Annotated in this window: 20 protein-coding genes and 4 pseudogenes; 7 read left to right on the forward strand and 17 right to left on the reverse strand. The window is 73.1% G+C overall.

What is annotated here, in order from left to right; all coding sequences use genetic code 11:
• Positions 1 to 141: 141 nt before the first annotated feature.
• On the reverse strand, positions 142 to 513 hold the full coding sequence (locus tag IH48_RS0123040) for a GntR family transcriptional regulator (RefSeq protein ID WP_030907817.1): 372 nt from the start codon (positions 511 to 513) through the stop codon (positions 142 to 144).
• 80 nt (positions 514 to 593) lie between these two features.
• On the opposite strand from IH48_RS0123040, the gene IH48_RS0123045 reads away from it, so the two are divergent.
• A complete protein-coding gene (locus tag IH48_RS0123045; RefSeq protein ID WP_030907819.1) occupies positions 594 to 1,523 on the forward strand; it encodes a GNAT family N-acetyltransferase in 930 nt (309 codons plus the stop codon).
• A gap of 15 nt (positions 1,524 to 1,538) precedes the next feature.
• On the opposite strand, the pseudogene IH48_RS0123050 reads toward IH48_RS0123045, so the two are convergent.
• Positions 1,539 to 2,039, reverse strand: a pseudogene (locus IH48_RS0123050) (NUDIX hydrolase); the annotation flags it as partial.
• Between IH48_RS0123050 and IH48_RS0123055 the strand changes: the two are divergent.
• Positions 2,030 to 3,154: pseudogene (locus IH48_RS0123055) on the forward strand (Tn3 family transposase); the annotation flags it as partial. The pseudogenes IH48_RS0123050 and IH48_RS0123055 sit on opposite strands and share 10 nt — an antisense overlap.
• A 110-nt stretch (positions 3,155 to 3,264) precedes the next feature.
• Here IH48_RS0123055 and IH48_RS0123060 read toward each other — a convergent pair.
• A complete protein-coding gene (locus tag IH48_RS0123060; protein WP_030907824.1) occupies positions 3,265 to 3,819 on the reverse strand; it encodes a TetR/AcrR family transcriptional regulator in 555 nt (184 codons plus the stop codon).
• Positions 3,820 to 4,013: 194 nt separating this feature from the next.
• Between IH48_RS0123060 and IH48_RS0123065 the strand changes: the two genes are divergently transcribed.
• Entirely contained in the window at positions 4,014 to 5,195 is a 1,182-nt protein-coding gene (locus tag IH48_RS0123065) for a 4-hydroxybenzoate 3-monooxygenase (protein ID WP_030907826.1), read from the forward strand.
• A 93-nt stretch (positions 5,196 to 5,288) separates the two neighbouring features.
• Here IH48_RS0123065 and IH48_RS37120 read toward each other — a convergent pair.
• The 6 genes and pseudogenes from IH48_RS37120 to IH48_RS0123090 form a co-directional block, all read right to left on the reverse strand.
• Positions 5,289 to 5,710: pseudogene (locus IH48_RS37120) on the reverse strand (hypothetical protein).
• 106 nt (positions 5,711 to 5,816) lie between these two features.
• Positions 5,817 to 6,383 (reverse strand): annotated as a pseudogene (locus IH48_RS0123070) (class I SAM-dependent methyltransferase); the annotation flags it as partial.
• A 50-nt stretch (positions 6,384 to 6,433) separates the two neighbouring features.
• Positions 6,434 to 6,901 carry a GNAT family N-acetyltransferase gene (locus tag IH48_RS0123075; protein ID WP_030907832.1) on the reverse strand — a complete coding sequence of 156 codons (468 nt, stop codon included), beginning with the start codon at positions 6,899 to 6,901 and terminating at the stop codon, positions 6,434 to 6,436.
• A 22-nt stretch (positions 6,902 to 6,923) separates the two neighbouring features.
• Positions 6,924 to 7,883 carry a DNA polymerase Y family protein gene (locus IH48_RS0123080; protein WP_030907835.1) on the reverse strand — a complete coding sequence of 320 codons (960 nt, stop codon included), beginning with the start codon at positions 7,881 to 7,883 and terminating at the stop codon, positions 6,924 to 6,926.
• Positions 7,880 to 11,404 (reverse strand): DNA polymerase III subunit alpha, encoded by a 3,525-nt coding sequence (locus tag IH48_RS0123085; RefSeq protein ID WP_051840382.1) that lies wholly within the window; start codon positions 11,402 to 11,404, stop codon positions 7,880 to 7,882. Before IH48_RS0123085 ends, IH48_RS0123080 begins: the two co-directional genes overlap by 4 nt.
• A 382-nt stretch (positions 11,405 to 11,786) precedes the next feature.
• Entirely contained in the window at positions 11,787 to 12,887 is a 1,101-nt protein-coding gene (locus IH48_RS0123090) for a S1 family peptidase (RefSeq protein WP_037842961.1), read from the reverse strand.
• 600 nt (positions 12,888 to 13,487) lie between these two features.
• Here IH48_RS0123090 and IH48_RS0123095 point away from each other — a divergent pair.
• A complete protein-coding gene (locus IH48_RS0123095) occupies positions 13,488 to 13,925 on the forward strand; it encodes a cell division protein SepF (RefSeq protein ID WP_030907843.1) in 438 nt (145 codons plus the stop codon).
• A gap of 10 nt (positions 13,926 to 13,935) precedes the next feature.
• Here the strand turns inward: IH48_RS0123095 and IH48_RS0123100 are convergent, their stop codons facing one another.
• The gene (locus tag IH48_RS0123100) at positions 13,936 to 15,132 is read right to left on the reverse strand and encodes an acyl-CoA dehydrogenase family protein (protein ID WP_030907846.1); all 1,197 of its coding nucleotides are present in this window, start codon (positions 15,130 to 15,132) and stop codon (positions 13,936 to 13,938) included.
• 309 nt (positions 15,133 to 15,441) lie between these two features.
• Between IH48_RS0123100 and IH48_RS0123105 the strand changes: the two genes are divergently transcribed.
• Positions 15,442 to 16,440 carry a phosphatase PAP2 family protein gene (locus tag IH48_RS0123105; RefSeq protein WP_030907848.1) on the forward strand — a complete coding sequence of 333 codons (999 nt, stop codon included), beginning with the start codon at positions 15,442 to 15,444 and terminating at the stop codon, positions 16,438 to 16,440.
• 37 nt (positions 16,441 to 16,477) lie between these two features.
• Here the strand turns inward: IH48_RS0123105 and IH48_RS0123110 are convergent, their stop codons facing one another.
• Entirely contained in the window at positions 16,478 to 16,693 is a 216-nt protein-coding gene (locus tag IH48_RS0123110) for an I78 family peptidase inhibitor (RefSeq protein WP_030907851.1), read from the reverse strand.
• Positions 16,694 to 16,969: 276 nt separating this feature from the next.
• Complete coding sequence (locus IH48_RS0123115) at positions 16,970 to 17,815, reverse strand: hypothetical protein (RefSeq protein WP_030907854.1); 846 nt, start codon at positions 17,813 to 17,815, stop codon at positions 16,970 to 16,972.
• Positions 17,816 to 18,084: 269 nt separating this feature from the next.
• On the opposite strand from IH48_RS0123115, the gene IH48_RS0123120 reads away from it, so the two are divergent.
• On the forward strand, positions 18,085 to 18,864 hold the full coding sequence (locus IH48_RS0123120) for a hypothetical protein (protein WP_030907857.1): 780 nt from the start codon (positions 18,085 to 18,087) through the stop codon (positions 18,862 to 18,864).
• 164 nt (positions 18,865 to 19,028) lie between these two features.
• Positions 19,029 to 19,310: a hypothetical protein gene (locus tag IH48_RS37660; RefSeq protein ID WP_420705526.1), complete on the forward strand. Its 282-nt coding sequence runs from the start codon at positions 19,029 to 19,031 to the stop codon at positions 19,308 to 19,310.
• Positions 19,311 to 19,358: 48 nt separating this feature from the next.
• On the opposite strand, the gene der is transcribed toward IH48_RS37660, so the two are convergent.
• The 5 genes from der to aroH form a co-directional block, all read right to left on the reverse strand.
• Entirely contained in the window at positions 19,359 to 20,825 is a 1,467-nt protein-coding gene (gene der / locus IH48_RS0123130) for a ribosome biogenesis GTPase Der (protein WP_030907864.1), read from the reverse strand.
• Positions 20,826 to 20,927: 102 nt separating this feature from the next.
• Positions 20,928 to 21,599, reverse strand: a complete 672-nt coding sequence (locus IH48_RS0123135; protein ID WP_030907867.1) for a lysophospholipid acyltransferase family protein — start codon at positions 21,597 to 21,599, stop codon at positions 20,928 to 20,930.
• A complete protein-coding gene (gene cmk, locus IH48_RS0123140; protein WP_037842962.1) occupies positions 21,596 to 22,330 on the reverse strand; it encodes a (d)CMP kinase in 735 nt (244 codons plus the stop codon). The genes IH48_RS0123135 and cmk overlap by 4 nt, the downstream gene beginning before the upstream one ends.
• A gap of 168 nt (positions 22,331 to 22,498) precedes the next feature.
• The gene (locus IH48_RS0123145) at positions 22,499 to 23,584 is read right to left on the reverse strand and encodes a prephenate dehydrogenase (protein ID WP_030907872.1); all 1,086 of its coding nucleotides are present in this window, start codon (positions 23,582 to 23,584) and stop codon (positions 22,499 to 22,501) included.
• A complete protein-coding gene (gene aroH / locus IH48_RS0123150) occupies positions 23,581 to 23,943 on the reverse strand; it encodes a chorismate mutase (protein WP_030907874.1) in 363 nt (120 codons plus the stop codon). The genes IH48_RS0123145 and aroH overlap by 4 nt, the downstream gene beginning before the upstream one ends.
• Between the last annotated feature and the right edge of the window lie 62 nt (positions 23,944 to 24,005).

The following is a 24,005-nucleotide window of genomic DNA, read 5'->3' on the forward strand; positions in this document are numbered from 1 at the left end:
GCGCGGCCCCGGCAGCGCGCGGCCCCGGGCTGCCAGGGTCCGGGACAGTCAGGCGGTCCGGGACCCGACCCGATTGCCAGGAGCCCGTTGGCGTGCCCGGTCGGGCGCGACCCAGGGCGTAGCGCCCCCGCCCCGGGGGCGCTACGCGTATGCCGCGCGCAGGGCCGCGTCGAGCGCGTCCCGTGCCTCGCTCGGGGTCAGGCCGAGGCGCCGTGCCCGGAGGGCGAAGGCGCGGGCCGCCTCCGCCACCTCGCGCGCCGCCGCGTCCCCCGCCGCCGCGACGAACGTGCCGTTGCGGCCGCGCGTCTCGATCACGCCGTCCGTCTCCAGCGCCCGGTAGGCCTTCGCCACCGTGTTGGCCGCGAGGCCGAGGTCGGCGGCGAGGCCGCGCACGGTGGGCAGCTTGTAGCCCACGGGCAGCTCGCCCTCGCGCACCCGCTCCGCGACCTGGGTCCTCAGCTGTTCGTAGGGGGCGTCCGCGCCCTCGGGGTCGATCACGATCCGCAACGTCACACCGCCGATTGTCCTCCTCTTCCCACCCCCGGGAAAAATGGCGCGCGCCGGGGCCGCCGCGCCGCGTACGGTCTTCGGCCATGGCCCTGATCGTCCGTGACTTCCGCCCCGACGACCCGGGGGACGCCGCGGCCGTCGTCCGGGTCAGGCTCGCGGCCCTGCCGCACCTGGTGCTCACCGAGGAGTACGTCAGGTACCGGGCCGCGACGGCCCACCCGGGCGAGCGCTTCCGCCTCCTCGTCGCCGAGGAGGACAGCCGGGTCATCGGTGTCTGCGGGACCCTGCTGCACTACGACAGCCCCGTGCCCGGCCAGGGTTCGGCCAACCCCCAGGTGCACCCGGACCACCGCGGCCGGGGCGCGGGCGCGCTGCTGCTGCGCGCGGCGGAGGACCACCTCGCCGCCGCCGGGGCGAGCGCGGTCTTCTCCTGGGTGCTGGACGAGCCCGCGCACCGCGCGTTCGCCGCACACCACGGCTACCGCCCGGGCAGGGCAGCCCACTTGCAGCACCTCGACCTGACGGCCGCGCGGCTGCCCGAGCCCGGCGTGCTGCCCGCCGGGGTGCGGCTGCGCACGTTCGCCGGGTACGCCGGCGACCCGCGCCCGCTCTTCGCGGCGGACGCGGAGGTTACGGCCGACGAACCGGGCGACGTGGCGGCCGAGTTGGCGGACTTCGACGACTGGCTGCGCCACACCTGGCACGACCCGCGCCTCGACCGGGACCTGACGTCCGTGGTCGAGGTCGACGGGCAGGTCGCCGCGTTCTCCCTCGCGCACACCGACGGAGGCAGCCGCTACTGGTCCGGCATGACGGGCACCCGGCGGGCGTACCGCGGCCGCGGCCTCGCCCGGCTGGCGAAGACGGACTCGCTGCGCAGGGCGCGCGCCGCGGGCTTCACCGACGCGCACACCGGCAACGACGCGGAGAACGCCCCGATGCTGGCGGTCAACCGCCGCCTCGGCTACCGCGTCTCGGCCACGGAGCTGCGCCACGTCAAGGCGCTCGCCTGACGCTCTCCCCGTACATCACCCCCGCCCCGGCAGCCGGCTGACCGGCAGCGCGACCGCCCGCGAGGGGCCGTCCGGCGCGTAGGCGATCGTGTCGCCGTCCTCGTGCCAGTGCAGCACGAACCGCTCACCCGCCCGGTAGGCCGCGAGGCCGGCGGCGCAGTACGCCACCATGTCGCCGGGCAGATCGGCGAGCGGATGCCAGGACAGGCCCGCGCACTTGTCCGGCTCCCTGTTGCTCGGCTCGGTGTCGGGCGCGATCCCCGCGCCGTACTCCGCCTCGAAGAACCAGCCGGTGCGCGGGGCGCCGCCGGGGCCGCGGTGCTGCATGACGAGCGCGGCCCTGACGTCCTCCGGGGCGAGGCGCACCCCGATCTCCTCCCAGGTCTCGCGCAACACGGCGGCGCGCACGTCCTCGCCGTCCTCCACGTGGCCGGACGGCGCGTGCAGCAGCCCGTCCGCGTACCCGGTGCCCGAGCGGCGCGCGAGCAGGACCTCGCCGCCCCTGCGCAGACGAAGCATGGCGGACCATGCTGATCAACCGGTTCGGTACCGTCCGTCCGTTCTTGAGGCTGCTGGTCAGCGTGGTGGACTTCGACGCCACCCCGGTGGGTGAGGCCGTGCTGAGCGCGCTGTTGTCGCTGCCGGGGCTGATGGGCGGCAAGAAGGTCGGACCGGCTGAGATCGACACCGGTCTGCTCACCGGCTCCTGGCGGCGTCTGGTCCTGGCCGCGCCCCATCTGGAGCCGGGAACGGTGTTCTGGAGGGCGTACACGTTCTGCGTGCTGGAGCACCTGCACCGGATGCTGCGCAGCAAGCAGGTCTTCGCCCGCAGCTCCTCCAAGTGGGGCGACCCGCGGGCGAAGCTGCCGGCCGGCGAGGCATGGAAGCAGGCAAGGCCGACTGTGCTGGCCTCGCTCAACCTGCCCGGTGAGGCGGGCGGGCACCTGGTGGCGCGGGCCGCGCTACTGGAGGGCACCTACCGGGAGGTCGCCGCCCGGGTCCCGGACAACGCACAGATCGTCTTCGACGGCGACGGCCGTCTGCACTTCGCCGCCCTGGAGCCGGAGCCCGAACCGGCGTCCCTGCTGGAGCTGCGGGCCGCGGTGAACGCGATGCTGCCGCGGGTGGACCTGCCTGAGGTGCTGCTGGAGGTGTTCTCCTGGACCGGCGCCGACCAGGCGTTCACCTCGGTCACCGGCAGTGAGGCGAGGCTGAAGGACCTGCCTGTGACGATCGCGGCGCTGCTGGTCGCCCATGGCTGCAACGTCGGCTACACCCCGGTGACGGGCGGCGCGGATGCGCTGAAGTACGGCAGGTTGTCCCACGTGGACCAGACGTATCTGCGGCCGGCGACCTACCGGGCCGCGAACTCGACCCTCATTGAGCATCAGGCGTCCATCGATCTCGCGCAGGCGTGGGGCGGGGGCCTGGTCGCCTCGGTGAACGGGATGCGGTTCGTCGTGCCCGTCCCCAGCGTGTACGCGCGGCCGAACCAAGGCCGCCACGCGCTCGCCCGGAAGATCTTCCACGGCCGGGCAGGACAGCTCTACCAGCGCTACCGGGACGCCATGGAGGACCAGATCGGCGCGCTGGGCCTCGTCCTCAACGCACTCGTACTGTTCAGCACCCGCGGCTCTCCCCACGTGGACGAGTTGTGATGGGGCAGCGGCGGGGCCGGCGCCGGACGGTGCATCCCTGTGGGGCCGGACGCGCGGGCCAGGCTGGACGGAAGGGGTCAGTGTCAGCGCGGTACGCCGAGGCCGTCGAGGACGATGCCCACGGCCCGGTCGAGTGCCTCGCCTTCGCTGAGGTCCGTGGCGTATGCGAGGGCGCGCAGGAGGAGGGAGACGTCGTCGCCGGTGACGTCGGGGCGCGCGGAGCCGGCGGCCTGGGCGCGGTGGAGTGCGCCTTCGAGGGCCGCGCGGAAGGCGTCGGCGGCCTCGGTGACCGGCCGGGACAGGCCCCTGCCGTCGTCGTCGTGCGGGGGCAACAGGTCCAGCAGGGTCACCTTCACCGGCCCGGCCGCCGCGAGGGACTTCATCAGGGAGGCGAAGGCTTTTCCGGGGTCCTGGCTTTCGGCGAGCGCCAGCGCCTGGGCGGTCAGTTTCTCCAGGTAGCGGCACGCGGTGGCCTCGATGAGGTCCTGCTTGGTGGCGAAATTCCGGAAGACGGTGGCGATGCTGACCCCGGCCCGCCGCGCGACCTCCTCGGTGGAGGCGGCCGCCCCCTTCTCGGCGAAGACATGCTCGGCGGCCAGCATGACCTTCTCCCTGTTGGCGGCTCCGTCGCGGCGCATATCCGACCCCTTTTGCAAACGTAGTGGACACTACGTATTATGCGTAGTGGAGGCTTCGCTTAAGGGTAGGGGGTTTCGCCCCGCTGTGCCAAACGGCGGGACGCCCCATGTCCGGCGATCGCCCTGAACAGAGCAGGCCGATGAGCGCACGGCCCTCCCCACGGGCCGGCAGAAAAACACAAGGAGAACCGACCATGTCCGTAACGGACGAGAACACCACTGTCGTGATCGTGGGCTCGGGTGTCGCCGGGCTCGCCCTCGGTAACTTCCTCCTGCGCAGCGGGATCGACTGCGTGGTACTGGAGCGGCACAGCCGCGAATACGTCGAGCAGCGCCAGCGCGCGGGGGTCATCGACCCCAGGGCCGTGCGCATGTTCCGCGAGTGGGGCCTGGAGGACCGGGTCCTCGACGGCGCCCCCTTCGCGCCGGTGCTGAACTTCCGCGTCGACGGCGAGACGCGGCCCTTCCGGTACGTGACCGACGACCACGTCGACGGACGCTTCTGTCCCCAGCAGATCCTCGTGCGCAACCTCATCGACGTCTTCGTCAGCGACGGCGGCGACCTCCGCTTCGAAGCCGAGGACGTCGAACTGGAGGACCTCACCGGCCCCCGGCCCCAGGTGCGCTACCGCGACAGCACGGGCGTGACGCGGACCATCACCTGCGACTTCATCGCCGGCTGCGACGGAGACCACGGCGTCAGCCGGGCGAGCATCCCCGACAACGTACTCACCCGCCAGTCCCACGAGTACGGGTACGCCTGGCTGACCGTACTGGCCGACGCCCCCGCCAACCACCAGTCCATGATGGCGATCCACGACCGGGGATTCGCCGGCCAGTTCGCCCGCGGACCCCAGGCCAGCCGCTTCTACCTCCAGTGCGCGCTGGACACTGCCGTCGAGGAGTGGACGGACGACCGGATCTGGGAAGAGATCGGGGCACGCTTCGGCGAACCGGTCACCGCGAAGGGACCCATCACCAGCAAGACACTGGTGCCGCTGCGCAGCGTGGTCTACGACCCGATGAGCTACGGCCGCCTGCACCTGCTCGGGGACGCCGCGCACATCGTGCCTCCCATGAGCGCCAAGGGCATGAACTTGGCGCTGCACGACGCCGACGTGTTCGCCACGGCCGTCCTGAAGCAGGTCAAGGAGCAGGACGCGGGCCCGCTGGAGGCGTACTCCGCCACCTGCCTGAAGCACGTGTGGAACTACCAGGCGTACGCCGCATGGTTCACCGACCTCATGCACGACGCGGGAGACGTCTCCTACCACGGCGAGTTCCGGCGCAGCCTGGCACGCGCCGAGTTCGAACGCCTCTACGACTCCGAAACCGCCAACCGGCTCTTCGGCGAGTTCCTCACCGGCCTGAACTGAGCCCCCACCTCCTGGCCGAGTAAACAGAGTTTGCAGGCCTGAGCAGCCGGGCTGGTCATGAACACCATGCCCTGACAGTTCGGTGGCGCAGCTTCATCCTCTGCTGCCTCCCGGAGCGAGCAGGCTGGTCAGTTCCGCGATTTCCTCTGCAGAGGGCTTGAAGTATCAGCGCACGTTCTCCGGCTTTTTGTGCCACGGCTTCGCCATCAGCATCAGCAGCGATGCCCCCTGCTCCCCCAGATGCGTCAGAGCGGAATGGCGGTACTCGTGCAAGTCCCAGCCTGTACCGGGCCCCGCACAGCCGTGTGCTCATCCAGCAGTTCCAGGGCCTCGCCGATCTCGTCGTCCGCGACCGACCCCAGCGGGCGAGCCTCCCCGATCTGCTCGGCTGTCTTGCCGACGCCGACTCCGTAGCTGCGGACGGTGTTCGGGTTAGGGAGCGGGCCGAGGAAGGCGTCAGCCGTCGCCCGGACGGTAAACGTCTTCCCAATCTCCCGCAGGCAATAGGGCGTTATCCGTGGAGCGACTTCAGACCGGCCCCACAGCCGATGCTCCGTCAGCCGCCCGCCAGGGCCGACGAACGCTTAGCGCACGATCTGACACAGATGTTCCTCAGACCCCGAGTACCGCGTAGCGGTCGTCGTCGATCTGCTTGCCCCACAGGGCGCTGTCGGCGGAGAGCGGGACGTGCTGGACCCGTTCGACCAGCGGGGCGAGTGCCGCGACGACCCGTTCGTGCGGCAGGCCCGCGCCCTGCCAGACGCCCTCCACGAGCACCAGCCGGCCGCCGGGCCGCAGCAGCGAGGCCCAGTGGCGCAGGACCGCGTCCGGGTCGGGCAGCGCCCACAGCACGTGCCGTACCAGCACCACGTCGAAACGGCGGCCGCCGACCGGTGGCGCCGCGGCGTCTCCCAGCAGGACCTCGGCGCCCGTGCCGGCCAGCTTGGTGCGCGCCCGCTCGGTCATGCGCGGCGACAGGTCCACGGCCGTGACGTGGTGGCCGCTCTCGGCGGCGAGCAGCGCGAGGGAGCCCGTGCCGCAGCCGAGGTCGAGGACGGCGGACGGCCGGGCGGGCAGCCAGGCGGCGAGGCGGGCGGCCCAGGCCGCGCGTACCCCGGGCCGCGTCAGGCCGTGGTCCGGTTCGTCGTCGAAGGTGGCGGCCGCTGCGTCCCAGTCCGTGGTGGTCATGGTGCGATGGTGCCGCACGCCACTGACAACGGGCCCAGGTCCTGAGTACGTCAGGACCCGTGAGGGGCGACAGGCTTGCGGTAGTGCACTCGGTCGTAGCGGCCCTCCGTCGTGCGGCCCGTGCGGACGTAGCCGACCCGCTCGTACAGCGCCTGGTTCTCCGTCATCAGCGCGTGCGTGTACAGGCGCACCTCGGGCAGCCCGAGCGCGGCGGCCCGCCGCTCGGTGAACTCCAGCAGGGCGCGCCCCGCGCCCGTGCCGCGCGCGTCGGGGTGGACGGCCACCGACACGAGCAGGAGGTGGTCCTCGTGCGGCTCGATGACGAGGACGCCGGTGACGGGCCGGCCGGTGACGAATACACGCCCCGCGGCGATGTCCGCCGCGTGGTCGGCCGCCATCGGCGCCGGGGCCAGGCCGATGCGGGCGACGTAGGGGCGGTACGCCGCGTCGGTGACGGCCGCCACGCGCGGGGCTTCGGCGGTGACGGCGGCGCGCACCGGGTGGTCGTGGTCGTCCATGCGGGCACCGTACGCCCGCGTCTCACGCCGCGAGCGTGCCCGGCCGGATCGCCGACGGGCCGAAGCGCGCGCGTGCGCGGTCGGCCGTCTCCTCCAGGCGGCGGGCGCGTTCGTCCGCGGGGTCGAGGGTGAGCTGGCGGGTGGCCCTTGCCTCGGGGACCAGTCCGTCCGCGCGCAGGGAGAACGCCCGGACCCTGGCCCGTTGCAGGCCGAGCGCGTCGTGCATGCGGTACGCGGTGGCGGTGAGGGCCGGCGTGTGTGCGGTCGCCTCGGGGAGGGTGCGGGTGCGCGGGGTGGTGGAGCCGTCCGCGTAGCGCACCACGAGCGTCAGCGAGCGGCACACCTGGTGGGAGTCGCGGAGCCTGCCGCCCAGTTCGCCGGCCGCGGACAGCAGCGCGCGGCGCTGGGCGCCGCGGTCCACCTCGTCGTGGCCGAAGGCGCGCTCGGCGGCGAGCGTGCGGGCGCCCGCGCCGGGGACGACGCGCGTGCGGTCGATGCCGTGCGCCTTCTCGTGCACCTCCCGTCCCACCCGTACGCCGAGGAGACGCTGGAGCGTCGCCAGCGGCACGCCCGCGGCCTTCCCGACGGTGCCGAGCCCGTAGGTACGCAGGGTCCTGGCGGTGGCGGCGCCGACGCCCGGCAGCGCGGTGACCGGCTTCGGCGCGAGGAACGCGGCCAGTTCGCGCGGGTCGTCCGCCACGACGAGCGTCGTGCCGTACGCCGCCTGCCTGGCCGCCATCCGCGCGGTCAGCGGGGTGGCGGCCACGCCGATGGCGCAGTCGGCGCCGGCGTGCGCGAGCGCGCGCACCCGCAGCACCGAGGCGATCCCCGCCGCGTCCTGGCCGAAGTAGCGCCGCGCGCCCGCGACGTCGATGAGGGCGGTGTCAGGGGGCAGCGCCTGGGCCACCGGGCTGATGTCCTCGGCCACCCCGAGCAGGTCGGGCAGTGCCGCGCCGTCGCGCAGCCGTACGCAGATGATCATCTTCCCGCGCTCCCCGGGCTCGAATGCCACAACTTCCTTCCCGTGGCCGGGCCTTCGCCGGCGGGGCGCAGGTCGGACCAGGGGTTCATCTCGTAGCCGGTCGGCAGCTGGATCCTGCGGCCGCCGTCAGGCGCGGGCCCGCCAGGCGTGCCATCGCCCGCCGCGCCGCCGCCAGGCGCGGGCGCCGCGAGCGCCGCCGCGACCGCGTCGAGCCCCTCCTGCTCCCGCAGTCCCACCAGCTCCGCGAGGTTCCACGCCCTCGCGCCCACCACGCTCAGGCTGCGCGGCCCGCGCCGCTGCACGACCCCGCGCACCAGCAGCAGCCAGGAGTGGAAGACGGGGTACGCGCACGCGTCGTGCGAGTCGTCGAAGAACGCCAGGTCCACCAGGCCCGTGCCGTCGTCGAGCGTGGTGAAGATGACCCGCCTGCCGGACCGGATCGGCGGCGTCTGGGTGGCCACCTTGGCGCCCGCGACCAGTACCGTCCTGCCGTGCGGCGCGTCCCGCAGCCGTTTCGCCGAGTGGACGCCGAGCTCGGCGAGGAAGGCGTGGTGGTCGTCCATCAGGTTCCTGGACGTGTCCATCGACAGCACGCCGAGCTCGGCGCTCAGCCGCTCCGTCTCGTCCAGGTCGGGCAGCCCGGCCGCCGCGGTGCCCCGCCCCTCCCCCAGCGGCAGCTGCGCCCCGCCGGCTGCCTTGCCACGCTGCGCGCCGTGCAGTTCGGACAGGTGCAGCAGCAGGTCGCGCCGGTTGGCGCCGAACGCGTCGAGCGCGCCGACCTGCGCGAGCCGCTGCGCCACCGGCCTGCCCGGGCGGGCGCGCTGCCAGAAGTCGAGCAGCGAGGCGTACGGCTGCCCCGCCTCGATACGCGCGCTCTCGGTCTCGCTGATGCCGTGCACGTCGGACAGGGCGAGCCGGAGTCCGTACCGGCCCGCCACCGGACCGCCATCAGACACCAGTTCGATTCGGTGGGCGACCGCCGACCGGTTCACGTCGAGCGGCAGCACCGGCACCCCGCGCCGCCGCGCGTCCGCGAGCAGCAGCCGCTTGGGGTACATCCCCGGGTCGTGGGTGAGCAGTCCCGCGTAGAAGGCCGCCGGGTGGTGGGCCTTCAGCCACGCGGACTGGTACGTCGGCACGGCGAACGCGACCGCGTGCGCCTTGCAGAAGCCGTACGAGCCGAACGCCTCGACGATCTCCCAGGCACGCGTCACGGTCTCGGGCGTGTAGCCCTTCTCCCCGGCCGCCCGCTCGAACCAGGCGCGGATCCTGCCCTGCGACCCGGGGTCCGACAGGCCGCGCCGTATCCGGTCGGCCTCTTCAAGGCCGCACCCGGTCATGGTGTCCAGCATCCTGATGATCTGCTCGTGGAAGACGACCACCCCGTAGGTCTCGCGCAGCGCGTCCTCCAGGTCCTCGTGCGGGTAGCGGGCGGGCGCCTTGCCGTGCCTCGCCTCGATGAAGGGCCGCACCATGTCGGCGGCGACGGGTCCAGGACGGAACAGTGAGATGTCCACGACCAGGTCGTGGAAGGTGGCGGGCTGGAGCCTGCCGACCAGGTCGCGCTGGCCGGGCGACTCGATCTGGAAGCAGCCGAGCGTCTCGGCCGAGCGGATCAGCCGGTACGTCTCCCGGTCGCCCTCCGGCACCTGCGCCGGGTCGTCGAGGTCCACCGCCTCGCCGGTGGCCCGGCCGATCTCGGCGACGGCGTGCGCCATCGCCGACTGCATCCGCACGCCCAGCACGTCCAGCTTGAGCAGCCCCAGGTCCTCGACGTCCTCCTTGTCGAACTGGGACATCGGGAAGCTCTCCCCGCTGGTCGGCACCACCGGGGTGCGGCGCAGCAGCGAGGCGTCGGAGAGCAGCACGCCGCAGGGGTGCATGGCGACGCCGCGGGGCAGCGCGTCCAGCGACTCCACCAGCTCCCAGAACCTGCCGTAACGTTCCTTCTCCTCCGCCAGGTCCTTCAGCTCGGGCAGCTCCGCCAGCGCGGCGCGGGCGTCGCGAGCCCTGATGTGCGGGAACGCCTTGGCGATCCGGTCGATCTCGGCCGGGTGCATGGACAGCGCGGCGCCGACGTCCCGCACGGCGTGGCGCACCCGGTACGTCTCCGGCATCGCGACGGCCGCGACCCGCTCGGGCCCGAACCGGGCGAGGATCGCGCGGTAGACCTCGAGGCGGCGCGCCGACTCCACGTCGATGTCGATGTCGGGCAGGCCGGGGCGGCGGCTGGAGAGGAACCGCTCCATCAGCAGGCCGTGCGCGACGGGGTCGGCGGGCGCGATCCCCAGCAGGTGGTTGACCAGGGATCCCGCGCCGGAGCCGCGGGCGGCGACCCGGATGCCCATGTTCCTGATGTCGTCGCTCACCCCGGCGACGGTGAGGAAGTACGAGGCGAAGCCGAACGCGTCGATCGTGCGCAGCTCCTCGTCCATACGCCGCCAGTACTCCCGGCGGTCGGGGCGCAGGTCGTAGCCGCGCGCGACCATCCCGGCGGCGGCGCGCGAGCGCAGCACCCGGGAGGCCGTGCGGCGGCCGGCGCCGACCAGGCGCGACTCGGGGAAGTGCACGTTGTCCTCGCCGAACCCCTTCGACGGCTCGATCAGGCCGATGTCGTCCGCCGGGTCGACCAGGCAGGCGGCCGCGGTCCGCTCGGTCAGGGCGAGCAGGCGGTGCGCGGCGTCCCGCCCGAGGCCCGCGGCCTCGGCGACCAGGCCGGCGGTACGCGCCATCCCGGCCGCGTCCTTCAGCCACCGCTCCCCCGTGTCGAGGCCTCTGCGGGGGTCGACGGGGACGAGGCGGCGTGCCGCGTCGAGCACGTCGGCCACCGGGCCCTGCCCGGGGTCGGCGTACCGCACGGCGTTGCCGAGCACCGCGCGTACGCCCTGCTCGGCGGCGAAGCCGAGGGTGCGGGCGGCATGGCGCAGCGAGCCGGGCCCCGCGCCGGGGCGGCCGTGGTGCACGACCTCGAGGCGCAGCGCGTCGCCGTACGCCTCGCGCCAGGGCGCGAGCAGCCGGGCGGCGCGGTCGGGCCGGCCGGCGGCGAGGGCGCGGCCGACCTCGGAGTCGGGGCCGAGGAGGACGGTGAGGGCGTCGCCATGGTTGTCGCGCCAGGTCAGCAGCGGTCCCGACGGTCCCGTGCCGTGCGCGGTGGACACGAGCCTGCACAGGTCGGCCCACCCGCCGGCGCCACCGCGCGCGAGGAAGACGGCGCGCGCGGCCGACTCGTCGACGAAGGCGCCGCCCCGTACGGGAGTGGCGCGGCGGCGCGCCACGGCCCTGCCCGGACCCGCGTCGGGGAGTGCGCCCGCCACGGCGAGGTCCACGCCGAACACCGGCCGCACCCCTGAGGCCTCGCACGCCTTGGCGAACCTGACGGCACCCGCGAGGGTGTCGCGGTCCGTGAGGGCGAGGGCGTCCATGCCGCGCTCGCCGGCGCGCTCGGCCAGCAGCTCCGGGTGGGAGGCGCCGTAGCGCAGGGAGTACCCGGAGGCGGTGTGCAGATGCGTGAACGACTCCACCTCCACCTCCCGCGCTGTCCGAAACTCGCCCCCACGGTCCCCACCATAACCAGTTTCGAACGTCCGTGCGAACGATGTGGGAGGGCTCTCTCCGGACCCGCTCCGGGCGCCTCCCCTGCGGGCGTGCCGCGGCCGTGGCGCCTCCGTTCAACCACTCCGACCTGCGTGAACGCCGCCCAGGGGCCGCGACGTGCCCGCGGCGGCGCCGCGCGGGTTCCGGCCGCGCGGGGGAACAACGGGTCTCCGGCCGGCGGGCGAGGTGGCGCATCCCGGCGGGGATCGCCGGACAGCGTGAGGGGCGGACGGGAACCAGTCCCGTCCGCCCCTCACGCGCCTCACGCGCCCCGCGGGCCGGCCGCGGCGCCGCGGCCGGCCCGGCGCGTCAGCCGATCTGGGCGCCGAACGCGGACAGCGCCGCGGGCACCGGCTGGAAGAACGTCTCACCGCCCGACGTGCAGTCGCCGCTGCCGCCCGACGTGAGGCCGATCGCCGAGCTGCCGGAGAACAGCGAGCCGCCGCTGTCGCCCGGCTCCGCGCACACGTCGGTCTGGATCAGCCCGTTCACGACGTCGCCGTTGCCGTAGTTGACCGTGGCGTCGAGCCCCGTCACGGTGCCGCCGTGCACGTGCGTCGTGGAGCCGCTGCGCTGCACGCTCATGCCGACCGTCGCGTCGGCGGCGCCCGTGATCTTCTGGGTGCTGCCGTTGTAGAGGTCGACCTCGCTCGGGTGCGGCGTGTCGGGCGACGCGTACTTCACCAGGCCGTAGTCGTGGCCGGGGAAGTCCGACCCGGCGTTGGAGCCCAGCTCGTTGCCCTGCGCGTCCGTCCAGTCCTGGATGGCCTGGGTGCAGTGACCCGCCGTCAGGAAGTACGGCTGGCCGCCCTTGACGACGTTGAAGCCGAGCGAACACCGCCCGCCCGAGCCCTGGATCGCGTCGCCGCCCGCGATGAACGGCTTGAACTCCCCCGCCGTCCGCTTGAGCTCGGCCTTGGAGCCGAGCCCCTTCACCACGCCGCTCAGCCTGCTCAGCGCGGCGCCCTTGACCGTGCGGTCGGCGGTGACGACGACCTTGTTCGCGACCGGGTCGATCGACCAGGACGTGCCGGCCACGGACGACGCCGCACCGGAAAGGGTCTTCCTGGCGCTCTTCAGCTCGCTCAGCGAGTTCGCGACGACTCTCGCCTTGCCGCCGGCCTCGCGCACCGCGTCCGCCGCGTCCTCACCCAGGACGTTCACCACGAGCGCCTTCGACTTCGCGTCGTAGTACGAGCCGGCGGAGTCGTTCACGCCCAGGTCCTTGACGAGCGAGGAGGAGAGCTTTCCGGCCGCCAGCGGGGTCAGTGACTTCACCGTGGACTGCGGTGATCCCTCGGACGCGTTCGCAGTCTGGAAGGTGATGCCCGCCAGTACGAGCGCGGCCACGGCACCTCCCGCGACGGCGGTGCGCCTCCCGGTTATTCGCCTGTGCTGACCATCTTTCATGTACGAGCCTCCTGTGGGGGGACCGCACCGGAGCCATGTGGGGTGGTCCGATACGGAAGATGTGGCCGCCCACTATGGCGAAACCCGCGAGTAACCCACAAGACCCCCTTCAGGACTCGTCTGTGGCGAGCACCACATTGGCGCGCCGGCCGGCCTCGGCAGGAGCCGCCATGGTCGTTCCGATCGCGAACACCCGGTGCGATCACAGCCACAGCGCAGGGTGATGATTCGGGGTGTCCGGAAACAGTCCATGAACCTGTGCGGCACCTGTGGGCCCGTCAGGCCCCTGGCGGGCAGGGCCCGATCGCGCGAGGCCCCGCGGACACGAAGCCGCACTGGAGGCGATGGCGCCCCGCGGCGCACGGCACGGCCCCGGGTCACCCGGACGCCCGATAGATCACCCGTCTGGGCCGAAATTCATATTTCGTGCTGATTCATCGTCTCCGCAGGGGAAGAACCCTGACGAACCGCCATATCCTGTGTGCCAGAAGCGTCACGAATCATCTGCACGGCGGTTATCCCCTTGGCGCCGGATCAGCATGATGGATGACCATAGAGGGGATGCGGAACCACAAGTGACCGCGGTGAAAGGAGGCGTCCATGGGATCGGTGCGCAAGGCGAGCGCCTGGCTGGGCCTCGTCGAGGACAATGACGAGCGGTACTACGACGACGACGAGTACTCCGAGGGTGTCGAGAGCGGCGACGCCTGGAAGACCGACCTCCGTCTCCGCGGCGCGGCGGAGGCCGCCCAGGACCAGGACCGCAGGATCGCGACCGTGTCGCCGGACAGCTTCCGGGACGCGCGCGGCATCGGCGAGCTGTTCCGTGACGGCATCCCCGTCATCGTGAACCTCACGGCGATGGACCCGGCGGACGCCAAGCGCGTGGTCGACTTCGCCGCGGGCCTGATCTTCGGCCTGCGCGGCTCCATCGACCGCGTGGCCAACCGCGTCTTCCTGCTGACCCCCGCCCACACCGAGATCGTCTCCGACGACGGCAGCAGCCGCCCCCAGGACGGTTTCTTCAACCAGAGCTGAGCAGGGCCGCTCACCGGAAGGCGTCGAGACCGGTGAGCGCCTTGCCCAGGACCAGCTGGTGCATCTCCACGGTGCCCTCGTAGGTGAGCACCGACTCCAGGTTCGTCGCGTGCCGCATCACGGGGTATTCGAGGGAGATGCCGTTGGCGCCGAGGATCGTCCGCGCGGTCCGGCAGATCTCGATCGCCTCGCGCACGTTGTTCAGCTTGCCGAAGCTCACCTGCTCGGGGCGGAGCGTGCCCGCGTCCATCCGCCGCCCGAGGTGGTGGGCGAGCAGGATTCCCTTGTGGAGTTCGAGCGCCATGTCGGCCAGCTTCGCCTGGGTGAGCTGGAAGCCGCCGATGGGCCTGCCGAACTGCTCGCGCTCGCGCGCGTAGCCGAGCGCGGCCTCGAAGCAGGCGCGCGCGGCGCCCATCGCACCCCACACGATCCCGTAGCGCGCCTGGTTCAGGCAGCTGAGCGGCCCGCCGAGGCCGCGCGCCCCGGGCAGTTCGGCGCCGGCGGGCAGCCGCACCCCGTCGAGGACCAGCTCACTGGTGACGGAGGCACGCAGCGACCACTTGTGCTTGATCTCCGGCGCGGAGAATCCCGGCGTGTCCGTCGGCACCACGAACCCGCGCACGCCCTCGTCGGTTGCCGCCCAGACGACGGCGACCCCGGCGACGCTCCCGTTGGTGATCCACATCTTGTGGCCGTCGAGCACCCAGTCACCGCCGTCGCGGCGCGCCCTGGTGCGCATCGCCGCGGGGTCGGAGCCGTGGTCGGGCTCCGTCAGGCCGAAGCAGCCGATCGTCTCGCCCGAGGCCATGGACGGCAGCCACCGCGTCTTCTGCTCCTCCGAGCCGAAGCGGTGGATCGCGTACATCGCGAGCGAGCCCTGCACGGAGACGAGGGAGCGGATGCCGGAGTCGGCGGCCTCGAACTCCAGGCAGGCGAGTCCGTACTGCACCGCGCCGGCGCCGGCGCATCCGTAGCCCTCCAGGTGCATGCCGAGCGCACCGAGGCCGCCGAGCTCGCGGGCCAGCTCGCGCACGCCGGGCAGCTCGCCGCGCTCGTACCAGCCGGCGATCTCGGGCAGGACGCGGTCGGCCGACCAGGCACGCACGGTGTCGCGCACGGCGAGGTCCTCGGGGGCCAGCAGGTCGTCGATGCCGAGGGGGTCGCCCGGGTCGAAGGGCGGGCGCTTGGCGGCGGACGGCTTGGACATGGTGTTACCTCCGGCGGCACCTGAAAACTAGCAGTGGTAGTCATCGGCCGTGCCCGACGTTACGGGCAGCACGGCCGGGGCGTCCAGGGCGAGCGGACGGGAAACCCCGCACGACGCTTCGGTGAACGAATTCATGGCAGCATGCGGAATCACCTCGCACGGCGTGTCGAATAAAAAAGAACAAGATCACTTGAATTTCGGGAACCGCTTCGGATAAACCGCGACCTGAGACATACTCCACATCACATCGTCATCACAAAGAGACCTGATCGACCTGCCCGCTCACTCACTCGCTGTAACGTCGATTGGGTGCGTACCGACATCTTTGCCCGCCTCGACCGGGAGCCGGTGCCGCCGAAGATAGTGATCCCGCGGATGAGCTCCACCCGCACGGCTCTCTTCGGCGGGACGTTGGCGTTCTACGTCTTCGTCGTGGCTGCCGTGCTCACCGACTCCTGGCTGGTGGCGCTGGACTGGAAGACCTTCCTCTTCCGGCCCTACCAGCAGTGGCCGGGGCTGCACGCGTTCCTCGACTACTTCGTGGTCCTCGGGCAGCGCGGGCCCACGGCCGTGATGATCGCCGCCTGGCTCGGCTGGCGGTCGTGGCGGCAGCACACGCTGCGGCCCCTGCTGGTGCTCGGCACCTCGCTGCTGCTGCTGAACGTCACGGTCGGCGCGGTGAAGCTGGGGCTCGGCAGGCAGGGCCCGCACTACGGGACGCAGGTCGGTTCGCCCGAGCTCTTCTCCGGCGGCGACATATTTCCCTCGGGCCACACCGCCAACGCGGTCGTGACCTGGGGCATCCTCGCCTATCTCGCCACCACCCCGCGCACCCGCCGCTACCTCTCGCTGGGCTCGTCCGCGCTCGCCCTCGGCGTCGGCGCGACGACCGTCTACCTCGGTACGCACTGGGTCAGCGACGTCCTGCTCGGCTGGGCGGCCGGCCTGCTGATCCTGCTGGCCATGCCCTGGTTCGAGCCGATGATCGGCCGCGCCGAGCTGGCGATCTTCGCCGCACGCGACCGGTGGCGCGCCTACCGCGGCGCGAGGGCGGGCGCCCCGGCGCCGGCCGGCGGGGACGAGCAGCTGCCGCCCAGGCGGCCCACCGACGGCGAGCCGCCACGCAGGCCGGTCGGAGCCGCGCGTGCGGGTCGTGCGGGGGCCGCCGGCCCCTCAGCCGCGCCGGGTTCCGGCAAGGGCACGCTGGCGCAGTCGAGGACGCACCACCCGGTGCGCTCGGACCGCCCGCCGGTCACGCCCGCGGGCAACCGCAGGCCGCCGCAGTCCCGGCAGATCGCCGGCGGCTGACCGGAAGGGACAAGCCCTGCGCGGGCACGGGCGAGCGTCAGCCGCGCCAGCAGCGGACCACGGAGCCGTCGTCCACCTCGAAGTTCAGGCGCCCCTCGCGGAACTCGAGCGTCACGACCGAGCCGGGGGGCAGCGCGCGCACCGTGGTCCAGCCGTGCTCCCGCGCCCTGCGCTCCGCGCTCTCGGCGTCGAGGCCGACATACGCCTCCGTGGCGTCGTCAGGGCCCTGCTGGGGTCGGGGTGTCGGTGCCATGCCCTCACCGTAGGCCGGGTCCGCACGCGGCGGAAGGCGCCGATCGGTGCGCGAGGGCGCGGCACCCCCTTTCGGCCCACCGGAGTCACACTTCTGTCACAGAATCTCGACAGCTGGCAGAGGGTAATGGCGAACCGGACACCGGGCCGCCATATGCCGTCCCCCTGAATTTCACGCGGCCCGCGAACCTGAGAAATTCCGTTTACCGCATTACTCGTGTCCATGACGACTCGTCGCGGCAGCACTTTCGAATACCGGAACGCGAGGTAATTCCGCTCACGGGGTGGCAGCCGCGAGGTGCGCCGGTTCCAGCCGCACGCTCAGCCCGTTGTCCTCCGTGTAGCACGGCACGGCGCGCACGCCCGCCGACTCGTGCGCCGGGCCGACCGTCCAGCCCCGCTTGTCCCACACGTCGTCGAGGATCCGCGAGATCCGCGCCGCCGGAAGGCCCCCGCCCGGCACCAGCCACAGGTCCCACCACTGCCGCCGCTCCACGCACGTGCGGGCGAGCGGCCTGTACGGCAGCGTGAAGGCGAAGACGCCGCCGCGCCCGGTGGCCGGCACCCGGTGCACGAGCCCGCCGCCGCGCAACCGCGCCTCGACCGCCGCACCGCCCGACCCGCCCGCACTCCCGTACCAGACGCCCTCGACGGTGACGGCGCCCGGGAGGCAGTGGATCTCGCCCGCCTCTGCGTGCGGCTCCCTGACCCAGCTGCGCACCGCGAGGCCGCCGTCAGCCGTCGGGTACGGCAGGCGCACCGAGACGGGGCCGGCCTCGGGCACCCGGCCGACCAGCGCCCGCACGTCCCGCACGCCCGTGCGCAGCGGCTCGTCCGTCCCCGTGGCGCCGCACCGGACGTCCCAGTGACCCTCGGCCAGTTCGACGGTGGACGGCAGGACGGCGCGCCTGCGGCCGTCGTCGGCGGCCATGAGCGGCAGCCTGACCTCGGCGCGTCCGCCGCCGTCCCCACCGCCGTCCCCACCGCGGGCCCCCAGCACGAGGACCGCGCGATCGGCCGGCCCGTCGCACGGGATGTCGAACGTGATACCGCCCGCCGAGTCCGCTATGCAGTCGACGGCGCACCCGGTCGCCTGGGCGAGGTGCTCGGTGGAACCGTTCATGCGGTCTGGCTTCCTCGTTCTTCCGCTGTCTGGTGGCTGGAGCCCGGCGCGCGGCACCGCGCGCGTCCCGGCGGGCCACGGCGCCCGCCCCACCGGTGAGATGCGGAATGCGGACGTTCGGTGCCGTTTCCCCGAAGATCGGTGCCGTTTCCCGGAAGATTCGACCCTTCCATGGGGCACCGTTGCGTGACCCCGGCCACGGATCGCCCGTTGTCTTCGTACGAGCCGGGAAGAACCCGGCGCCACGTACCGAGTTCGAGGAGCCACCCGTGCCGCGCATGCTCGACGTCAGCGAAGACGTACGCGCCGAGATCGGCGACGAAGAAGCCGATCGGCTGCTCGCCGGCGACAATTCGCCCGGCAGCTACGACTGCACCTCCTGCCGCACGCCCGGTGACTCGGAGCAGGAGCGTACGAGCACCGTGCTGTTCGTCGGCGAGGAGACCGCCGTGCTCGCCTTCGCCCACGCATCCTGCATCCCTTCACAGGTCGTGCAGGTGGCGGAGGACCAGCTCCAGGGGGCGGTCAGGTCCATCACCGGCGGCGATGGCGGGGACGCCGCCCCGTCCGGCCGGCCGGAGCAGGCCGTGCTCGGCGTCACGAGCGGGCTCGTCCTGATCGACGGCGCCCTGCACCCCGCCCTGGTGGTGGAGCCGACGGCGCCCATCGCGCGCCCCGGCACGACGGGCCCCGACCAGTTCCTCCAGCTCCTCGTGGAGCAGGGCTTCCGGCCCGTGCGGGACCTGTCCGCCACACCCGAGGCGCTGCCCGGCTGGTCGGTGCTGCTCGCCATGGGCAAGCTGCACGCGGTGCTCCAGCCCGGCGCGAACGGCGGCGGCCAGGTCGCCTGGTGGCAGGCGCACCAGCCTTTGCAGGTCACCGAGGGGTGGCGCGCCGAGGCCGGCAGGTCGAGCCGGGTACTGGTGTTCGCCGCGCCGGTCGGCTCGATCGGGCAGCAGCCGCGCGAGGACCTGCTGCGCGACGCGCTGGACAAGGCGGCGGCCGACGGCCGCCTCGTCGCCGCCGCCATGCCGCTGGCGGGCACGTGACGGGCCGTCATACCGCCGGTCCCCGGCGGCCCGGCGAGCAGCCGGCGGCCGGGGACCCGTCCAAAAACAGGGCAATAACGCCCGATACCCCGCATCCCGAAGGTCGCGGGGTCGTTGGGCGTCACGTGTACGCCTACGAACCGACCCGCGCCCACCTTCCCTCGATGCGCCCCGCGCAGGACCTCGTCGACGGGTACAGCACGACGCCGATCTACGACGCGCTGTACTCCGAGTACCTGAGGTCGTTCAGAGCCCTGCCGGGCGACAGGAGCGGCGAGGAGGACCTCGGCTTCACGGCCTTCGGGATCCGTCCCGTCCCGCGCGGCGGCTACGCCGGCCGGTACGGGGAGCGCGCCGTCCAGTCCGGGGGGTGGCAGCGCGACCCGTACCAGCAGCCGCGCCACGCGCAGGCCGCGCTGCCGCCCGCGCGGCGGCGCCCCGTGTGAGGCGCCCCGGATGCCGGGCCGAACGCGGCCGCTCGACCGTCGCCCGAATCACTTCTTGCGGCCGCGCTTCTCCCGCACCCGTACGGAGATGTGGATCGGGGTGCCCTCGAAGCCGAACTCCTCGCGGAGCCTGCGCTCGATGAACCGCCGGTAGCCGGCCTCGATGAACCCGGACGCGAACAGCACGAACCGGGGCGGCCTGGTGCCGGCCTGGGTGCCGAAGAGGATGCGCGGCTGCTTGCCGCCCCTGATCGGGTGCGGGTGCCCTGCGACGAGCTCGCCGAGGAACGCGTTCAGCCTGCCGGTCGGGACGCGCGTCTCCCAGCCCGCGAGCGCCGTCTCGATCGCCGGGACGAGCTTCTCCATGTGGCGTCCCGTGCGCGCCGACACGTTCACCCGCGGCGCCCAGGAGACCTGTCCGAGCTCCGAGTCGATCTCGCGCTCCAGGTAGTACCTGCGCTCCTCGTCCAGCGTGTCCCACTTGTTGTAGGCGATGACGAGCGCGCGGCCCGCGTCCACGGCCATCGTGAGGATCCGCTGGTCCTGGACGGTGATGGACTCGCCGGTGTCGATGAGGACGACGGCGACCTCGGCCTTCTCGACGGCCGCGGCGGTGCGCAGGGAGGCGTAGTAGTCGGCGCCCTCCTGCATGTGGACGCGGCGGCGGATGCCGGCCGTGTCGATGAACTTCCATGTCTTCCCGCCGAGTTCGATGAGCTCGTCGACGGGGTCGCGGGTGGTGCCCGCCAGTTCGCTGACGACGACGCGCTCCTGTCCCGCGACCTTGTTCAGCAGGGACGACTTGCCGACATTGGGCCTGCCGACGAGCGCGATCCGGCGCGGGCCGCCGACGGCGCCGCCGAACGTCTCCTTCGGCGCGTCGGGCAGCGCTTCGAGCACGGCGTCGAGCATGTCGCCCGTGCCGCGCCCGTGCAGCGAGGAGACGGGGTGCGGTTCGCCCAGGCCCAGCGACCAGAGCATGGCCGCGTCGGCCTCGCCGCTCGGTCCGTCGACCTTGTTGGCGCAGAGCACGACCGGCTTGCCGGCCTTGCGCAGCAGCCTGACGACCGCGCCGTCGGTGTCGGTGGCACCGACCGTCGCGTCCACGACGAAGATCGCGGCGTCGGCCGCGTCCATCGCGTACTCGGCCTGGGCGGCGACGGAGGCGTCGATGCCGAGGACGTCCTGCTCCCAGCCGCCGGTGTCGACGACCTTGAAGCGGCGGCCCGACCACTCGGCCTCGTAGGTCACCCGGTCCCTGGTGACGCCGGGCCTGTCCTCGACGACCGCCTCGCGGCGGCCGATGATGCGGTTGACGAGAGTCGACTTGCCGACATTGGGGCGGCCCACGACGGCGACGACGGGGAGCGGCCCGTGGCCGGCCTCGTCGAGCGCGCCGTCGACCTCCTCGGGGTCGAACCCCTCCTGCGCGGCGATCTCCATGAACTCCGCGTACTCGGCGCCGCCGAGCTCGCCGTGCTCGTCGCCCGAGCCGGTCCCGTTCTGGTCGTCCATGAAGTGGTTCCTCGTTCGTGGTGGTCGGTGGCCGCCGGGAGGCGGTCCACCGTGTGAAGTGTGTGCGGCCGCGCCGGGTGCGCGGCGCGTGCCCCGGCGCCCTTACCGGCCGGTGAGCTGCCGGGCGGTCTTCAGGTGGCTGGTGAGCCGCTCCTGCACCCGCACGGTGGCGTCGTCGAGCGCCGCGCGCGTGCGCCGCCCCGACGGCACCTCGAAGGGGTCGCCGAAGACGATGTCGACACGGCTGCGCAGCGCGGGCAGCTCCCGTATCAACCGTCCGGGCCGCTCCGCGCTTCCCAGCACGGCGACGGGCACGACCGGCGCCCCGGACCGTACCGCGAAGTACGTGAGTCCCGCGCGCAGCGCACCGAAGTCGCCGCCCCCTGCCCTGGTGCCCTCGGGGAATATCCCCAGCACCTTGCCGTCGGCGAGTACGCCGAGCGCGTCCGTGACGGCCGAGCGGTCGACGGCCTCGCGGTCGACGCTCAGCTGGCCTATGGAGCGCAGGAACGTGCCGAGCGGGCCGGCGAACGCCTCCTTCTTTATGAGGAAGTGCACCGGCCGCGGTGCGAGCCCCATGAGCAGGGGCCCGTCGACGTTGTGCGAGTGGTTGACGGCGAGGATGACGGGGCCCTGAGCCGGGACGCGCCAGGAGCCGAGCACGCGAGCGTTCCACAGGGTGTTGATCAGCCCGATGCCGAGGCCCCGGCCGAAGGCCGCGCCGCGCTCCGACGCGTTGTTCTGCCCCTTGCGCGAGGTGCCTGATGTGCTCACTTCGCGGCTCGTTTCTCCTCGACGAGGGCGACGATGCGGTCGATGACCTGGGCCAGCGTGAGGTCCGTGGTGTCGATCTCGGTCGCGTCGCCGGCCTTCGCGAGCGGTGAGGTCTTGCGGCCGGAGTCGGCCGCGTCCCGCTTGATCAGCGCTTCCCTGGTGGCGGCGACGTCCGCGGTGGCGGTGGACCCGAGCTCGCCGCTGCGGCGGGCGGCGCGCGCCTCGGCCGACGCGGTGAGGAACACCTTGACGTCCGCGTCGGGCAGCACCGTCGTGCCGATGTCGCGGCCCTCGGCGACGATGCCGTGGGGCGCGGCCGCGGCGATCGAGCGCTGCAGCCGCGTGATGACCGCACGCACCTCGGGCACGGCGCTGACGGCGCTGACCTTCGCGGTGACCTCGGGGGTGCGGATCGGCCCGGACGCGTCCGTGCCGTCCACGGTGATGGCGGGGGCCGCCGGGTCGGTGCCCGAGACGATGACGGGCTTGTGCGCGGCCGTGGCGACGGCCGCGGCGTCCGCCACGTCGATGCCGTTGCTGATCATCCACCAGGTCATGGCACGGTACTGGGCGCCGGTGTCGAGGAAGCTCATGCCGAGTCTGACCGCGACGGCCTTGGACGTGCTCGACTTGCCGGTGCCCGAGGGGCCGTCGATGGCGACGATCACCGCCGGCCCGGCGGCGGGGGCGGTGGTGGCGGCAGTTGCGGCGGTTTCCACGGGGGCGGGCACCTTCCTGGGTGGCGCGGGTACGCATGCTGTGTACAGCGACGCCGCGGCACACACGTGTCCCGCGCATCGACTTCCTCCGTAGAGGTTACCGAGTGCCCGGCGCGTGCGATGCACTCGTTCGGCGCAGTGCCGCCGCGCCGCCGTGCGGGCGCCCCCCGCACCGGTGGGTCACTGCCGGATGGACCAGCCGCGTTCGCGGAGCGCGGCGCTGAGCACCGGGGCGGCCGACGGCTCGACCATGAGCTGCACGAGCCCCGCCTGCTGGTCGGTCGCGTGCTCGATCGAGACGTCCTCGACGTTGACGCCGGCCGCGCCCGCGTCCGCGAAGATCCGCGCCAGCTCGCCGGGGCGGTCGGTGACGAGCACGGCGACGACCTCGTAGGCGGCGGGCGCCGCGCCGTGCTTGCCCGGCACGCGGCTGCGGCCCGCGTTGCCGCGGCGCAGCAGGTCCTCGACGGCGCGTACACCGCCCTGGCGCTTGTCGTCGTCGCTGGACTCCAGCGCCCGCAGCGCCTGGACGACCTCGCCGAGGTCGACGGCGATGTCGGCGAGCACGTCGGCGACGGGGCCCGGGTTCGCGGTGAGGATGTCGATCCACATGCCGGGGTCGGAGGCCGCGATCCTGGTGACGTCGCGCACGCCCTGCCCGCACAGCCGCACGGCGGACTCCTCGGCGCCCCGCAGGCGCGCGGCGACCAGGGAGGACATGAGCTGAGGGGTGTGCGAGACGAGCGCCACGGCGCGGTCGTGCGCCTCGGCGTCCATCACGACGGGGACGGCGCGGCACAGGGAGACGAGTTCCAGCGCGAGGTTGAGCGCCTCGGTGTCGGTGCCCCTGCCCGGCGTCAGCACCCACGGGCGTCCCTCGAAGAGATCGGCGGTCGCGGCGAGCGGCCCGGAGCGCTCCTTGCCCGCCATCGGGTGGGTGCCGAGGTACGAGCCGAGGTCGACGCCGAGCGTTTCGAGCTCGCGGCGCGGCCCGCTCTTGACGCTGGCGACGTCGATGCAGGCGCGGGCGAGGCCCGCGCGGACGGCGCCGGCGACCGTGGTGGCGACGTGCGCGGGCGGTACGGCGACGACGGCGAGGTCGACGGGCCCTTCGGGCGGCTCCTCGGTGCCGGCGCCGAGCGCGGCGGCCGTGCGTGCGGTGCCCGGGTCGTGGTCGGAGAGGTGGACGGCGACACCGCGGGCGGCGAGCGCGAGCCCGACCGAGGTGCCGATGAGTCCCGTCCCGATGACGAGGGCGGTCCTCACTGCGCGATGTCCTTGCGCAGGCTCGCGGCGGCGCCGAGGTAGACGTGCGAGAGGCCGGCCTTGGAGCGGTCGGACTCGATGTGGGCGAGGATGCGCACGACGCGGGGCATGGCGCCCGCGATGTCGAGCTCCTGCGCGCAGATCAGTGGCACGTCGACGATGCCGAGCTCGCGCGCGGCGGCAGCGGGGAAGTCGCTGTGCAGGTCGGGGGTGGCGGTGAACCAGATGGAGATGAGGTCGTCCGCGGTCAGGGCGTTGCGGTCGAGGATCGCCGTGAGCAGCTGTTTGACCTGGTCGGCCATGTGTCCGGCTTCGTCCCGCTCAAGCTGCACCGCTCCACGAACCGCTCGTACCGCCACAACGTGCTCCTCAGTGATCGTCTGCCTCCCTTTCAGCGTAGTGTCCGTGACCGCCCGCCGGA

Source organism: Streptomyces sp. NRRL F-5126, from assembly GCF_000721265.1.
GTDB lineage: Bacteria > Actinomycetota > Actinomycetes > Streptomycetales > Streptomycetaceae > Streptomyces.